The sequence below is a fragment of the Streptomyces sp. UNOC14_S4 genome (assembly GCF_020740835.1).
Classification (GTDB): domain Bacteria; phylum Actinomycetota; class Actinomycetes; order Streptomycetales; family Streptomycetaceae; genus Streptomyces.
Window position 1 is genome coordinate 1 of record NZ_JAINFC010000206.1, and the last position, 12,213, is coordinate 12,213.

Genomic DNA, 12,213 nt, shown 5'->3' on the forward strand with positions numbered 1-12,213 from the left:
GCTGAGCGGTTTCCGGGGGTGGGGTGCCCGCTTCCTGTGACCGGGGGCTGCGCCCCCGGACCCCCGCTTCGCCCACTGGGGTGCGTCTTGCGCTCGGTGCGCGACTGCGGGTCGTGTACGGCTGGTCGCGCAGTTCCTCGCGCCCCTTCGGTGCGCGCGTCACGTACCCTGGTCGGAGCAGAAGGGGAGTAGCTCTTCGCCGGACCGTCGACATACTGCTGGGCTCGCCCAGCCGGCGCCCGGAGGCAAGCGGGGTCTTCCAGAGGAAACCCGCAGGCCAGCGAGACCTTCGGCCGCAGTGTCCATGACGCTGCCGTGCCGAAGCGACCCCTGATTCCCGTTGGTCCTCGGTGCGGTGGCCCGACCGATCGAGGTACTCACCCCGTGTTCAGCTTCACCGTCGCCGCCCTGGTCTTCGGCGTGATCTTCCTTGCCGAGCTGCCCGACAAGACGGCGCTCGCCTCCCTGATGCTCGGCACCCGCTACCGCGCGTCCTACGTCTTCGCGGGCGTCGCCGCCGCCTTCCTCGTCCACGTCGTCCTGGCCATCGCCGCGGGCAGCCTGCTGACGCTGCTCCCGCACCGGATCCTCCAGCTGATCGTCGGCCTCGCGTTCGTCGCGGGCGCGGCCGTCCTCCTCTTCAAGAAGGACGACGACGAGGAGGAGATCGCCAAGCCCGCCGACCAGTCCTTCTGGAAGGTCTCGGGCGCGGGCTTCATGCTGATCCTGGTCGCGGAGTTCGGCGACCTCACCCAGATCATGACGGCCAACCTGGCCGCGCGCTACGACGACCCGGTCTCGGTCGGCGCCGGCGCGACCCTGGGCCTGTGGGCGGTGGCGGGCCTCGGCATCGTCGGCGGCCGCACCCTGATGAAGTACGTCCCCCTGGCCCTGATCACCAAGGTCGCGGCCCTGGTGATGCTGGCCCTGGCGGGCTTCAGCCTGTACGAGGCGGCGGTGGGCTGATCCGCGCCAGGTCCGCTCACCCCTCGCTGAGGAGGTTGGTGATCAGCTTCCGCAGCCGCCCTTCGCGGACGACCGTCACGCCGTGCACGAGCTGGGCGCCGTAGACGACGGCCGTCCCGGCGGGCGGGGCGCTGGTCCAGCGGGTGCGGGGGAGGCGGCCCAGCACGGCGGCGGCCTCGGGCCCGGCATGGTGCGATATCTCGCGGGCGAAGCGCGTACCGGGCGCGAAGCTGCTGCCCGGCCCCGCGACGCGCTCCGTCCACAGCGCGTCCGAGGAAGTCGTCTCGACGTAGAACTCCCCTCCGCGCTCGGCCTCCTGGAGATGGAACGCGACCCGTGCGATCCGCTGCGGCCGTGCGTCGGGCTCGCCCACGCCGTGGAGGTGCGGCTCGATGCTGTCTCCCGGGCCCAGGTCGTGGTAGTCCCACGGGGTGGCGCCGGCCACGGACGGGAACACCCGGCGTATGGCGGGCAGTGCCCGCTCGATGCCGACGGCCAGGATCTTCTGGACCTCGGCGGGCGCGACCAGGCCGTCACTGGGGCGGTCGGGAGACCAGCCGGTGGCGACGAGGTGCTCGTCCAGGAGCTTGGTGAGCAGGGCGGTCTCGTCGGGGGTGAGGAAACCCTCGACGGTGTGCACGGCCATGGTCTCGGTCATGTGGATCACGATCGGACTCCTCTCGCGGACACTCGCGGAGAACGGCGTCTCGCATTCCAGCGCGGGGCGGCGTGCGTTGCCAAGTACCGCGCTCGATGACGCGGAGGCACAGGGGGCGCACGCGGGCGCGGTGCGAGGCGTGCGGGATCCCCTGGCCGGTGCTCCCAGCCAGGGGACGCGTGCGACAGCACTGGGTTACGCGGCGTGCCCCGCGTCGAAGTGCGCGCGGACCCGGTCCCGGACGGCTCGCGTGTAGGCGGAGTCGTCCGCGCGCTGCGCCCACCTCAGGGCATTGCCGAGGGCCACGCACTCGGCGCAGGCAGGCTCTGACCGGTCGGGAACGGTGGGAGGCCCGCCGCTGAGAGGTACGGAGACGACGGGTGGGATCAGCGGCGGGATCAGCACGAGGCACTCCTCTCGCGGATGGGCTCCAGCGCTGCGGCCGTCGGCTCCTCGTTCCGCTGGTGGACCGCCATGAAGTGTCGGCTCATCGCCGCGGTCAGGGTCTGGACCATGCGGACTCTGCCTTCGCGGGCCGCCTTCTCGTGTTCGGCCCCGAACTCCGCGCATTGGACGCACTCGGCGGCGTCCCCGTACGACTCGTTAGGCTGTGATGGCATCGAACCTCCTGCTTGCATCAGGGGAGAGGTGTCGGCCTCGGCGGGGGCTTCGCGGTGGTACCAGCACCCGGGGCCCGGATCGCCGGGGCCTTCTTCGTTCCCGTGCCACTGGGAGTCCCGATGGCACGAAGCCGCTCCACGCCCGCGCGGATCGCTGTGGGTAGCGGCTCAACTACGAAGCTACTCACAGTATTTCTGCGAGTCAAGAAAATCTGTGACTACCTCTGCGGAGGTCGTTCTGGAAGTCTTGGTGCGACCTGAGAGGAGAACAGGCATGGCCGCAGGTTTCGGGCTGGTCGTCCGTTTCACGCTCCACGACGCCGACGCCGCACGTGACTTCGACGAGCTGGTGATGCGCACCTTGGAGGGAATCCGGGCCCATGAGAGCGGCACCGTGGTCTACGTGAACCACCGCGTGCCGGGTGAGCACAACGCTCGGGTCTTCTACGAGCTGTACGAGGACCGGGCCGCGTTCGACGCTCATGAACGGCAACCGCACACCCGGCACTTCCTCGAACAGCGCGAGAAGTACGTCGCCGACACCCAGGTGACGTTCCTGGAACAGATCGACGGAAAGGTGTGACGGAGCCGGTGGGACACGAAGGGCGGCGTGCGTTCGGCGCACGGGTGGCGGAGCTGCGCGTCCGGCGCGGCCTCACGCAGCGGGAGCTGGCCGAGGCGATCGGCCGTACGGCCAGCTGGCTGTCGCAGGTGGAGCGAGGTGTCCAGCCCGTCAACCGGCTGGACGTCCTGCGTCTTCTGGCCGACGGTCTCGGAGTCCCGCTCCACGAGCTGCGCCCTGACGCGCCGCCCTTGGACCCGGTGGACGAATCGTCACCCGAGCCGAACGACCTCGATCGTGCCCGGCTGCTGATCACGGGGCATCCGGCTCCTCGCACCCTGATCGCGCCGGAGAACTCCTACAAGGGCCCGCCGATCCCGGATCTCCAGGCCGCCGTCGAGGAAGCCTGGACCCTTGCGCACAGCGACCGGTTCGCGGAGCTGAGCGCGACGCTGACGTCGCTCATCCCGTACGCGGAGGGCGCGGCACGCGCGGCGAAGGGGCGTGAGCGCGTCCAGGCGTACGGCTTGCTCGCCCGCGCCTACCAGGCACTGTCCGCGGCTTTCGTCCGTCAGGGCGAGCCGGACGCGGCCTGGGTGGCGGCGGACCGCTCCATCGCCGCTGCGGAGCGGTCCGGCCAGGTGATGGGGGTCTTCGCGGGAACGTACCGCCTCGCCCATGCCTTCGTCCGGCTCAGGCGCTACGACCAAGCCGAACACACGGCCCGGTCCGCGTCGGAGGCGCTCGGGGAGTACGTCGCGCGTACGGAGGAGCCCTCGCCGGAGGCGCTGTCCCTCCAAGGCTCCTTCCACCTCGTGCTCGCCCTTGTACACGCGCGCACGGGCAACCGCTCCGACGCCCGTCGCGAGATCGAGACTGCCCGGAGCGTCGCGAGCGCTCTCGGGGAGGACCGCAACGACCACAACCTGGAGTTCGGGCCGACGAATGTCGAGCTCCACGCGGTGTCCATCGCCGTCGAGCTGGGTGACGCGGGTGAGGCGCTCGACATCGGCGAGCGCGTGGACGCGTCGGGGCTCTCCCCGGAACGGCAGGCGCGCTTCGCGCTGGACACCGGGCGAGCACACGCACAACTGCGGCACGTGGAGCAGGCGCTCGCCTGCTTCCTCGACGCCGAGCGGCTGTCTCCCGGGATGGTCCGCACACACGTCGCCGCGCGAGCAGCCATCCGGGACCTCGTGCTCATGGCGGGCCGCGCGGCCTCCTCTGAACTACGGGCGCTGGCGCGGCGTACGGATGCGATGTCCTGAGGCCGGCGCGGCGCAGCAGGCCGACAGGGACTGCGATGCCGCCCCCTTCACTCGCTACCCTGGCCGCATGAATGCGGCGGCACAGCCTCGTGAGTCCACCCCGCTCCACTCCGTCGCCGTCGTGGGCGCCGTCGTGCGTGACGACGGTCGCGTTCTCGCGATCAAGCGAGCCGACAACGGACGCTGGGCGCCGCCGGGAGGCGTGCTGGAGCTCGACGAGTCGCCCGAGGCAGGAGTACGTCGGGAAGTGTGGGAGGAGACCGGCGTCGAGGTCGAGGTGCGCCAGTTGACGGGCGTCTACAAGAACATGACGCGCGGAGTCGTCGCACTCGTCTTCCGCTGCGTCCCCGTAGGCGGCACCGAACGCACCTCCGACGAGTCCATCGCCGTGTCCTGGCTGACGCTCGCCGAGGTGGCCGAAGCGATGACAGAGGCGCACGCGGTGCGATTTGCGGACGCGCTCAGCGAGGACGCCCCGCACGTACGGACGCATGACGGCCGACGGCTGATCACGACTGCTTGAGGGGGTCATCGCGATGGGGCGGGAGACCTACGAGCACCTGCGGGCCTTCGCTGAGCGGTTCGTGCCCTCCTGCCCGCTCAGCGCCCGCGTCGAGGTCGGCGACGGCCGGATCGTGCTGACGGCGAGCCCGGGCGGGCGCCATGGCCTGGCGGCTTTGCGCATCGGGCGTCAACTCCGGCCCCAATTGCCCGACGGCATCGTCGCCACGACGTCCGGTGACATCGAGGAACCCGGTCTCGGGCAGCTGCGTCGTCCCGACGTTCTCGTCCTCCCCGAGGCGGCCATGGACACGGATGATCCCATCAGCCCCCGTGCTCTCCTCGCGGCTGTCGAGATCGTTTCTCCCTCCAACCCCGAGAACGACTACGAGAGCAAACTGCGGCACTATCCGCAGCTCGGCATCCCCCACTACCTGATCGTCGACCCCCGCGACGGCACGTGCGTGCACCATTGGGCCATCGGGGCCCGGGAGGGGACCCCCGTGTACGAGGCCCGCGTCCCGTACGTCTTCGGTGACAAGATCTCCATCGGGGAGTGGGTCATCGACACGGGTGAACTGCCTCGCTACGGCCCGGACTCGCGCTGATCGTGGGGTCCTGACGGACGGTTCGCCCGGCCCCGGGCAGTCGGTGGGTGCCGTCAGGCCCCCACCGACCCGTCGACCCCCTCGCGCAAGAAGTCCGCGTGGCCGTTGTGGCGGGCGTACTCATGGATGAGGTGGTGCATCACCAGGCGCAGCGAGACGTTCTCGCCCCACCTCGGGAAGTAGCCCGTGATATCGAGGGATTCCGCTTCCCGCTCGATGCGGCGGGCGTGTTCGACCTCGGTCTGCCAGGCGGTGAAGGCTTCCGCGCCGGTGGCGGCCCCGACGGCGAACGCCTCCTGGAAGTCGCCCTTCTCGGACCAGACGAAGGGGACGTCCTCGCCGTCGATGACGCGGCGGAACCAGGTGCGCTCGACCTCCGCCATGTGGCGCACGAGGCCGAGCAGGGTGAGCGTCGACGGGGGCATGGAGCGGCGGCGGAGTTCCTCGTCCGTCAGGCCCTCGCACTTCTTGGCGAGGGTCGCGCGGTGGAAGTCGAGGAAGCCGCGCAGTGTCTCGCGCTCGCCACCGGTGAGGGGTGGGGCCGGGCGGTCGTCAGTGTTCACGCGGCCACCCTAGGCGCCCGGTCCCGGCCCGCAGAAGCGGATTTCCGGCAGGCGCCCCGGGCTCCCCGGGGTACCTTCGGCCGCGTCAGCCCCCGACGCGCAGCAGGATCCCGCCGTCCGGCGCCGCCTCCACGCGTACGTGCGTGAGGTCCGGCACCGCCACGTCCGGGCCGTGGGCGGCGGCCCGCGGGCCCACGCCTACGACGCGCATGCCCGCGGCCTTCCCGGCCGCGATGCCCGCCTCGGAGTCCTCGAAGACGACGCAGTCCGCCGCCTCGAAGCCGAGCTCGGCGGCGCCCTTGAGGAAGCCCTCGGGGTCCGGCTTGCTGGCGCTCACGGACTCGGCGGTCACGCGGACCTCCGGCAGGGGCAGGCCGGCCGCGCCCATGCGGGCCTCGGCCAGGCCGCGGTCGGCGGAGGTGACGAGCGCGTGGGGGAGCCCGGCGAGCGCGGCCATGAAGGCGGGGGCGCCGCCGACCGGTACGACGCCGTCGACGTCGGCGGTCTCCGCCGCGAGCATGCGGCGGTTGTCCTCGTGGTTGAGCTCCATGGGGCGGTCCGGCAGCAGCACCGCCATGGTCGCGTAGCCCTGGCGGCCGTGTACGACCTTCATGACCTCGGCCGCGTCCAGGCCCTGTTCCTCGGCCCAGCGCCGCCAGCAGCGCTCGACCACCGCGTCGGAGTTGACGATCGTCCCGTCCATGTCCAGGAGCAGGGCGCGGGCGTTCAGCGTGGTCGTGGCGGGGGCGGTGGCCGGCATCAGCGACTCCAGGGCGCACGGGGAAAGCGACGCGGGGAAAGCGGCGCGTGGAAAGCGACGCGGGAAAGACGACGCGGGTAAAGACAAGCGGCTCCGTCCGCCGGTCAGGGAATACGGACGGAGCCACTTTGTTCCTTAACGATACAAAAAGTCGGCCGGAACCTCCAACAGCCCAGGTCCAGCCCTGATCACCGCCCCGGTCACCGCTCCCGCGGCGCAGCCGATGGGCTATCCCAGCGGGCCGGGCGCGCCGATCGGGCCCACGATGGAGCACAGGCGCCTCGCCGGTACCGCGGTCCGGTCGCGGGGCGTGGCACCCCCAGGAGCACCCCCAGGAGTCGCTCATGGCGGACGACACTCCGGGCCCCTCCGTGGCCGCCGCGGAGCCCGGGCCCGTACCCGTACCCGGTGAGGGGCAGTCCCGGCGCACCGTGCTCGTCGCGATCGGCGCGCTGCTGCTCGGCATGCTGCTCGCGGCCCTGGACCAGACCATTGTCTCCACGGCCCTGCCGACGATCGTCAGCGACCTCGGCGGTCTCGAACACCTCTCGTGGGTGGTCACCGCCTACATGCTCGCCTCCACGGCCGCCACCCCGCTGTGGGGCAAGCTCGGCGACCAGTACGGGCGCAAGAAGCTCTTCCAGACGGCCATCGTCATCTTCCTCGTCGGCTCCGCGCTGTGCGGGCTCGCGCGGAACATGGGCGAGCTCATCGGCTTCCGCGCCCTGCAGGGCCTGGGCGGCGGCGGGCTGATGTCGCTGTCGATGGCGATCGTCGGCGACCTCGTGCCGCCCCGGGACCGCGGCCGCTACCAGGGGCTCTTCGGCGCGGTCTTCGGCGGCGCGAGCGTGCTCGGGCCGCTGCTCGGCGGGCTCTTCGTCGACAACCTCAGCTGGCGCTGGGTGTTCTACATCAACCTGCCCATCGGCGTCGTCGCCCTCGGCGTCATCGCCGCCGTGCTGCACATCCCCGTACGCCGCACCCCGCACCGCATCGACTACCTCGGCACCTTCCTCATCGCCGCCGTCGCCACCTGCCTGGTGCTGATGACCTCGCTCGGCGGCGTCAGCTACCCGTGGGCGTCCTGGCGGATCGTGGGCCTGGGCGTGGTGGGCGTCGCGCTGCTGGTGCCGTTCGTGCTGGCCGAGCGGCGCGCGGCCGAACCCGTGCTGCCGCTGAAGCTCTTCCGCGTCCACACCTTCACGCTCTGCTCGGTCATCGGCTTCGTCATCGGCTTCGCGATGTTCGGGTCGATGGTCTACCTGCCGACCTTCCTCCAGGTGGTGCAGGGCGTCACGCCCACCCTCTCCGGCGTGCACATGCTGCCGATGGTGGCCGGGATGCTGATCGCCTCCACCGTCTCCGGGCAGCTCGTCAGCCGCACCGGCCGCTACAAGATCTTCCCCATCGCCGGCACCCTGGTGACCGCCATCGGCCTGCTCCTCCTCCACCGGCTGGATCCGGCCAGCAGCGCGGCCGAGATGAGCGGCTACTTCTTCGTGTTCGGCCTCGGGCTCGGCCTCGTCATGCAGGTGCTCGTGATCGTCGTGCAGAACGCCGTGGGGTACGAGGACCTGGGCGTCGCCACCTCCGGCGCCACCTTCTTCCGCTCCATCGGCGCGTCCTTCGGCGTCTCCGTCTTCGGCACGATCTTCAGCAACCGGCTCGGGCCGCGCGTCGCCGACGCCCTCGCGGGGGTGCACCTGCCGCCGGGCGTCACCCCCGAGCGCCTGACCTCCGACCCGCGCGCCGTGGCCGCGCTGCCCGCGGCGGCGCGCTCGGCCGTGCTCGACGCCTACTCCACGTCCATCACCGACGTGTTCCTGTACGCGGTGCCCCCCGTGCTGCTCGCCTTCCTCCTCGCCTTCCTGCTGCGCGAGGAGCCGCTGCGGGGCAGCGTCACCGCGCCCGACACCAGCGAGGTCGTCTCCAGCAACCCCGTCCAGCGCTCCTCGCGCGAGGAGGTGGCCCGCGCCCTGTCCGTGCTGGGCAGCCGCGAGGGCCGGCGCAGGATCTACGAGGAGATCACCGCCCGCGCCGGGCTCGACCTGCACCCCGCCGCGAGCTGGATGCTGCTGCGCATGAACCGCTACGGCTCCGCCGAGCCCGCCCTCCTCGCCGAGCGCGTCGACATCCCCGTACGCGTCGTCACCGACGCGGCGGCGCAACTGGAGGCCCGCGGCCTCGCCGTGCGCGAGGGCCTGCCGCTCGTCCTCACCGACCCCGGCCGCGAGGTCGCCGCCCGCCTCTTCCGTGCCCGCGAGGAATCCCTCGCCGAACTCCTCGGCGACTGGTGGACATCCGACCGTCCCACGGACCTCAAGGACCTCATCCGTGAACTCAGCCACGAGCTCTGCGGTTCGGACGCGGAACAGCCCCGCAACGGCCCGCCCCCGGGCGACCACGAGCCGCCCCACCACTGAAGTCCAGTACTGAACCGCGTGCCCCATCGGGCGCCTCCCGCACCGGTGTTCGGACAGCGCGGCACTCCGGCAGGTGGCCCACGGGTGTCCTGCGTTCGTACGGCAGAACTCAGTAAGGTTCCCAAGGGCGTTACGAGGGTGACCGAGCTGGGCGACTGGACGGGAGCGGCGGAGCGTGGCTGGTGCAGAGGCTGGTGCGGAGAGGGGCGGGCCGGGGAGCCCGCCGGCGGCGGGGTCGCGCACCGGCATGGCCCTGGCCGGGCTGTGGCTGCTCGCGGGCCTGCTCGCCGTACGCCAGGCCGCCGCGGTGCTCCGGCTGCCCCCGGAACGGCGCTTCACCGACCTCGAACGCTGGATCGGTGACAACGGCGTCCTCCATGTGAAGGGCTCGCTCTACGGCACCGACGGATTCACCGGCACCCCCTTCGCGGGCCTCGTGCTCACACCGCTGACCAAGGCGGCCGAACGCGGCCTCGGCATCGGCTGGACGCTGGGCACCCTGCTGCTCGTCGCCGCGCTCGGGCTCGTGGCCGCCCGCTCCCTGCCCGAACCCGTCAGCCGCCGCACCGCGTTGCTCGCCGCCCCCGCCGCGATCATCCTGGCCGTGCTCTCGCTGCCCGTACGCAATACCTTCACCCTCGGGCAGACCAGCATCATCCCCGTCCTGCTCGTCCTCCTCGCGTGCTGCCTGCCGCGTCTCGCACGCGGCCCCGGCACCCTCGTGGGCCTCCTCGCCGGGCTCGCCGCGGCGCTGCAGCCCGCCGTCCTGGTCTTCGCCGCCCTGCTCTGGCTGACCGGCCGCCGCCGCGCCGCCGCCTCCACCGGCGTCACTTTCGCGCTCTGCACCGCCGTGGCCTGGCTCGCCCTGCCCGACGACTCCTGGACGTACTGGGTGCACCACGTCGCCGGGGCGGGCCTCGGCGAGGCGCCCGACGGGCTCGCCAACCAGTCCCTGCACGGCCTGCTGCTGCGCCTCGGCCTGCACGGCCCCGCCGAACTCGCCCTCTACGGGCTGCTGTGCGTCGCCGTCGCCGTCACCGGCCTGCGCCGTGCCGCCCGCTACGCCCTCGACGGCCAACTGCTCCTGGCCACGGCCGTCACCGGCTGTGTCGCGGTCGCCGTCTCGCCGACCGCCTGGCAGCACCAGCAGCTGTGGATCCTGCTCGCCGTCGTCGGCCGGGTCGGCAGGCGCCGCGCCGACCGGCTCGTCTGGCCCGTCCTGGTCGTCCTCGTGATGACGCTGACCAGCACGGTCCTCATGCCCGACAACCCGGTGCTGCGGCCGGTCGGCGACAACGCGCCGCTGCTCGCCGCGCTCGTCGCCGCCTGCGCGGTCCCCTTCCTGACGCGCACCTCGCCGCTGTGGAGGAAGCCGCTGCCCACCCCGGCCGCCGAGCCGCGGCCGGGCGGGCTCCCCCGGTTTCCCTGGATCCCGCTGCGGATCCCGCTGCTGCGCTTCTGGAAACGGCCGCTGTCCCGGCCGAACGTCTTTCTGGAGCTGATGCTGATACGGATCGGCTACTGGGTCTACTCCTTCATCCGGGCCGGCGCCCCCGGCGAGCGCTCCGTCGCGGAAGCCCACGGGCGGCAGATCCTCGGCATGGAGGAGTTCCTGCACATCGACGTCGAGCACCGCTTCAACCACTTCGTGGCGGGCGTCCAGAGGATCGCCGACGCGATGGACTACTACTACGGCACCTTCCACTTCCTGGTGCCCGTCTCCCTGCTCGGCTACCTGTACTGGCGCCGCCCGGGCACGTACCGCTGGGCGCGTACCGCGCTGTCGCTGGCGACGCTGATGGCACTCATCGGCTTCTGGGCCTACCCGCTGGCCCCGCCGCGCCTGATGCCGGGCCGCGGCTTCATCGACACCGCCAACGGCCCGCAGGACTTCTCCGACCCCGACTTCGGCGCGCTGACCGAGCTGTCCAACCAGTACGCGGCCATGCCGTCGCTCCACATCGGCTGGTCGCTGTGGTGCGGCGTCGTGATCGCCGTGGTGGGGCCGCGGACGTGGCTGAGGTGGCTCGGCATGCTCTACCCGCTGATGACCTTTTCGGTGATCGTCGGCACCGCCAACCACTATGTGCTGGACGCCGTCGGCGGCGCGCTCGTGGTGGCGCTGGGCTTCGCGGTCCAGTACGTGCTGAGCGGGCCGGGCAGGCAGACCTTCGGGAAGGTGCCGGGGGCGCGCGGCGAGAGCGATCCGCTGTCGGTGACGGGGGAGACGCCGGACACGGACGATACGGACACGGCGGAGCCGGCGCGGGCCAAGGGCTGAGGTCCCGGCCCGGCCGGCTCACCGGGTGGTGGTGTGCGTCAGCTGGTGACGGTGATGTTCGAGGACGGGTCCGTGACGTCGGTGATCTGGTAGGTCGCGTTGAACACCGAGGCCGTCGCCGACGTCGGGCAGCCGAAGCCGCCGGTGACCTGCACCGGCACCGTGCCGTCGGTGACGGTCAGCAGGGACGGCGCGCCGTTGGTGAACCCCGTGTTCAGGTCGGCCGCGGCGGTCGGCGCCGCGGTCACCGTGCAGTTGGCCAGACCGGTGGTCGTCAGGACGAGCCCGCCGTTGGGGATGGTCAGGGTGGCGGTGGAGGTGTCCCCGTTGTTCTGCATCGCCACGCTCCAGGCGCCGGAGGTCGTGACGGACACGGTCACGCCCGGCAGGCTGGAGGTGCAGGAGGAGTACGTGGGCGCGTTGAGGGCATTGACGACCGGGCCCGCGTCGTTGTGGTTGCCGGGCGCGTTCGGTATCTGGTTGTTGGCGTCGCCGCCGCCCGCGGTCGGCTGCGAGCTGGAGACCGAACAGGTCACGGTCACGGAACCGGCCTTGAAGGTGGCCTTCCCGGTGAGGGTGGCCGCGAAGTAGTGCCCGGCGGGCGTGACGGTCGTCGACCCGGCGTCGGCACCGCGTGCGTCCGCCGTCCCGGCGGACGCCAGTCCGAGCGCGGCGGTCAGTGCCAGCCCTGCGCCTGCGGCGAGCAGGGTGCGGCTGCGGGGGCTACGAGCGGTCATGGGTTCTCCTCGTGGTCGGGGGCGCCTACGGGGGTGCGTCTTGCGCTGGCGCGCGGCTGCGGGTTGCGTTGTGGCTGGTCGCGCAGTTCCCCGCGCCCCTGACGGGGCACGCCCTCTGTCGGGTCGGTGCGGGTTGTCGGTGGCTGGTCGTGCCCCACGCGGCGGAGCCGCATATCGGATGCAGCCCCGCGCCCCTGACGGGGCGCTGCCCCGGGCCCGACGTGACCCGGTGGTGCGTCAGGCGGGGGCGGAGGGGAGCCCTGCGG

General features: G+C 72.0%; 13 protein-coding genes. 7 read left to right on the plus strand and 6 right to left on the minus strand.

The genetic code is table 11. The annotated features are described in order from the left end of the window. The first annotated feature begins 384 nt into the window (after positions 1-384). Positions 385-966: a TMEM165/GDT1 family protein gene (locus K6I34_RS19370; protein WP_229327557.1), complete on the plus strand. Its 582-nt coding sequence runs from the start codon at positions 385-387 to the stop codon at positions 964-966. Positions 967-982: 16 nt separating this feature from the next. Here the strand turns inward: K6I34_RS19370 and K6I34_RS19375 are convergent, their stop codons facing one another. The 3 genes from K6I34_RS19375 to K6I34_RS19385 form a co-directional block, all read right to left on the minus strand. Beyond that, positions 983-1,624 (minus strand): hypothetical protein, encoded by a 642-nt coding sequence (locus K6I34_RS19375; RefSeq protein ID WP_229327568.1) that lies wholly within the window; start codon positions 1,622-1,624, stop codon positions 983-985. A 195-nt stretch (positions 1,625-1,819) separates the two neighbouring features. After that, the gene (locus K6I34_RS19380) at positions 1,820-2,029 is read right to left on the minus strand and encodes a hypothetical protein (protein WP_229327558.1); all 210 of its coding nucleotides are present in this window, start codon (positions 2,027-2,029) and stop codon (positions 1,820-1,822) included. After that, positions 2,023-2,244 carry a hypothetical protein gene (locus K6I34_RS19385; protein WP_229327559.1) on the minus strand — a complete coding sequence of 74 codons (222 nt, stop codon included), beginning with the start codon at positions 2,242-2,244 and terminating at the stop codon, positions 2,023-2,025. The genes K6I34_RS19380 and K6I34_RS19385 overlap by 7 nt, the downstream gene beginning before the upstream one ends. A gap of 274 nt (positions 2,245-2,518) precedes the next feature. Here K6I34_RS19385 and K6I34_RS19390 point away from each other — a divergent pair, with 274 nt between their 5' ends. From K6I34_RS19390 to K6I34_RS19405, 4 genes are all read left to right on the plus strand, one after another. Next, positions 2,519-2,827 carry a putative quinol monooxygenase gene (locus K6I34_RS19390; RefSeq protein ID WP_229327560.1) on the plus strand — a complete coding sequence of 103 codons (309 nt, stop codon included), beginning with the start codon at positions 2,519-2,521 and terminating at the stop codon, positions 2,825-2,827. Positions 2,828-2,835: 8 nt separating this feature from the next. Further along, on the plus strand, positions 2,836-4,074 hold the full coding sequence (locus K6I34_RS19395) for a helix-turn-helix domain-containing protein (RefSeq protein WP_229327561.1): 1,239 nt from the start codon (positions 2,836-2,838) through the stop codon (positions 4,072-4,074). 67 nt (positions 4,075-4,141) lie between these two features. Next, a complete protein-coding gene (locus K6I34_RS19400) occupies positions 4,142-4,597 on the plus strand; it encodes an NUDIX hydrolase (RefSeq protein ID WP_229327562.1) in 456 nt (151 codons plus the stop codon). 13 nt (positions 4,598-4,610) lie between these two features. Continuing rightward, positions 4,611-5,183: a Uma2 family endonuclease gene (locus K6I34_RS19405; RefSeq protein WP_229327563.1), complete on the plus strand. Its 573-nt coding sequence runs from the start codon at positions 4,611-4,613 to the stop codon at positions 5,181-5,183. 53 nt (positions 5,184-5,236) lie between these two features. On the opposite strand, the gene K6I34_RS19410 is transcribed toward K6I34_RS19405, so the two are convergent. Both K6I34_RS19410 and K6I34_RS19415 read right to left on the minus strand, forming a co-directional pair. Continuing rightward, a complete protein-coding gene (locus tag K6I34_RS19410; RefSeq protein WP_229327564.1) occupies positions 5,237-5,746 on the minus strand; it encodes a DinB family protein in 510 nt (169 codons plus the stop codon). An 85-nt stretch (positions 5,747-5,831) separates the two neighbouring features. Continuing rightward, entirely contained in the window at positions 5,832-6,506 is a 675-nt protein-coding gene (locus K6I34_RS19415; protein ID WP_229327565.1) for an HAD-IA family hydrolase, read from the minus strand. 344 nt (positions 6,507-6,850) lie between these two features. Between K6I34_RS19415 and K6I34_RS19420 the strand changes: the two genes are divergently transcribed. Beyond that, entirely contained in the window at positions 6,851-8,929 is a 2,079-nt protein-coding gene (locus K6I34_RS19420) for an MFS transporter (RefSeq protein ID WP_229327566.1), read from the plus strand. Positions 8,930-9,176: 247 nt separating this feature from the next. Further along, on the plus strand, positions 9,177-11,210 hold the full coding sequence (locus tag K6I34_RS19425; RefSeq protein WP_229327569.1) for a bifunctional glycosyltransferase 87/phosphatase PAP2 family protein: 2,034 nt from the start codon (positions 9,177-9,179) through the stop codon (positions 11,208-11,210). Between the two features lie 38 nt (positions 11,211-11,248). Here the strand turns inward: K6I34_RS19425 and K6I34_RS19430 are convergent, their stop codons facing one another. Beyond that, the gene (locus K6I34_RS19430; RefSeq protein WP_229327567.1) at positions 11,249-11,947 is read right to left on the minus strand and encodes a hypothetical protein; all 699 of its coding nucleotides are present in this window, start codon (positions 11,945-11,947) and stop codon (positions 11,249-11,251) included. Positions 11,948-12,213 lie beyond the last annotated feature (266 nt).

Excerpts from the sequence above, each read along its gene's own strand:
- K6I34_RS19375 (WP_229327568.1), bottom strand. The coding sequence starts at position 1,624 with ATGACCGAGACCATGGCCGTGCACACCGTCGAGGGTTTCCTCACCCCC.
- K6I34_RS19385 (WP_229327559.1), bottom strand. The coding sequence starts at position 2,244 with ATGCCATCACAGCCTAACGAGTCGTACGGGGACGCCGCCGAGTGCGTC.
- K6I34_RS19390 (WP_229327560.1), top strand. The coding sequence starts at position 2,519 with ATGGCCGCAGGTTTCGGGCTGGTCGTCCGTTTCACGCTCCACGACGCC.
- K6I34_RS19400 (WP_229327562.1), top strand. The coding sequence starts at position 4,142 with ATGAATGCGGCGGCACAGCCTCGTGAGTCCACCCCGCTCCACTCCGTC.
- K6I34_RS19405 (WP_229327563.1), top strand. The coding sequence starts at position 4,611 with ATGGGGCGGGAGACCTACGAGCACCTGCGGGCCTTCGCTGAGCGGTTC.
- K6I34_RS19415 (WP_229327565.1), bottom strand. The coding sequence starts at position 6,506 with ATGCCGGCCACCGCCCCCGCCACGACCACGCTGAACGCCCGCGCCCTG.
- K6I34_RS19420 (WP_229327566.1), top strand. The coding sequence starts at position 6,851 with ATGGCGGACGACACTCCGGGCCCCTCCGTGGCCGCCGCGGAGCCCGGG.
- K6I34_RS19425 (WP_229327569.1), top strand. The coding sequence starts at position 9,177 with ATGGCCCTGGCCGGGCTGTGGCTGCTCGCGGGCCTGCTCGCCGTACGC.
- K6I34_RS19430 (WP_229327567.1), bottom strand. The coding sequence starts at position 11,947 with ATGACCGCTCGTAGCCCCCGCAGCCGCACCCTGCTCGCCGCAGGCGCA.